Source organism: Lactiplantibacillus sp. C232, from assembly GCF_023806725.1.
Lineage (GTDB): Bacteria > Bacillota > Bacilli > Lactobacillales > Lactobacillaceae > Lactiplantibacillus > Lactiplantibacillus plantarum.
The window spans coordinates 1-1573 of record NZ_JAMSKZ010000039.1 but is presented as its reverse complement, the minus strand read 5'-3'; the positions used below and the strand labels follow the sequence as shown (position 1 = coordinate 1573).

General features: G+C 39.7%; 1 protein-coding gene. It reads right to left on the bottom strand.

Annotated features, from left to right (window positions below):
• Positions 1-66 precede the first annotated feature (66 nt).
• Positions 67-1221 carry a cation:proton antiporter gene (locus MZO41_RS16475; RefSeq protein ID WP_013356282.1) on the bottom strand — a complete coding sequence of 385 codons (1155 nt, stop codon included), beginning with the start codon at positions 1219-1221 and terminating at the stop codon, positions 67-69.
• Between the last annotated feature and the right edge of the window lie 352 nt (positions 1222-1573).

The following is a 1573-nucleotide window of genomic DNA, read 5'->3' as shown; positions in this document are numbered from 1 at the left end:
GTAATATCTCGATGAAATCTAGTAGTTATTTTTCACAGAGAAGGGGTGTCATACCGCTAAAATGTTTTAGTAGTTTATATGACGAGCCGCATGTTTGAGTAGTAATGGTGCTAATAACGTTGTTAGGATAATGGCAGTGATAATTGCCGAATAGTAATCATCACTGATTAGTTTGGATTGGTAGCCTATTTGAGCGATAATCAAGGCCATTTCCCCACGCGAGACCATCCCTGCACCAACGAGGTAAGCTTCATTCGAACTGAATCCGGCCCATTTAGCCCCACTTCCCGCTCCTAATAGTTTCGTCAGTGTTGCCACAATTGTCAATACGATAATTAATAACAAATCGTGTTCTATGCCAGCTAGTGACATACTTAAACCAATTGAAACGAAGAATACAGGAATGAAAATCGCATAACCGATTGGTTCGATACTTTGATCAACTTCATGAGCTACATGAGTTTGTGCAATCGCAATTCCTGCAAAAAAGGCCCCAATTACTGCACTCAGTCCAATCAGATTTGCAATATATGCCATACCAAAACACAAAATCATCGCCATTATAGTAGGTCCCACTGGATTCAATAATTTGGTGCCTAGTCTAGCGAGGAGAGGGGCGATAAAACGCATCACGAAATAAATTGCGGCAAAGTAAATTAGCTGCTCTAAAAAAGTCAGAGCTAGCGGTATCTGGGTATCCGTACCAGCCTTTGTACCTATTAAACTGACCATAATGCTAAGTAAAACGACAGCTAGCACATCGTCAACCACCGCGGCACCGAGGACTGTTGAACCGCTCTTACTATCAAGTAAATTTAGTTCTTTCATGACAGCAACTGAAATTGAAACCGACGTTGCGGCAAAAATAACGCTCAAAAACAAGCTTTCAAATTGTGTCAAGCCAAAAACAATACCAACTGGATAGATCAGTACCATTGGAATCAAAACTCCTAACAACGCGACAATTATGCTAGGACGCAAATATTTTTTAAGCAATGTAAGATCACTCTCAAGTCCGGCGATAAACATTAAGATGATAACCCCAATCTCTGAAAAAATATGGATAAAATCATTAGCGTGAACCCAATTCAACAACGCAGGGCCAAGAATAATTCCAACAAATAATTGACCGATCACTGCTGGGATACCAACCCTAGAGGCTAGATGGCCAAATAGACTAGTTGCAATCAAGATGATCACCAAGGTACCTAAAAATTCCAAACAAAAACCTCCTCATACAAAAAACGTAAACCCAGATACCTCTTCCACACCCCTGAAAGAGAACACCTTGAGCTTACGTCAACCGATTTATTTATTCATATTTTGATAATACCCTTTATATGATAGCAGACTAATCAAAAATATTCAAGTAACGATAAGTTGTCGTATTTAGTTACTTATTTCGAAACACGGACACCGCCAATTTTAAAAGTGACCTCTGAATTTTCCGGCATATGTGCCGGTTCGCCTGTTTTAGATATCGGAATCGTCTTCTCCAGCTATAAATCATGCTGGATACATAACCGAGCTAAAAAGACACCGTAGGTATATTATCACGTCCAAGTAATCCAAA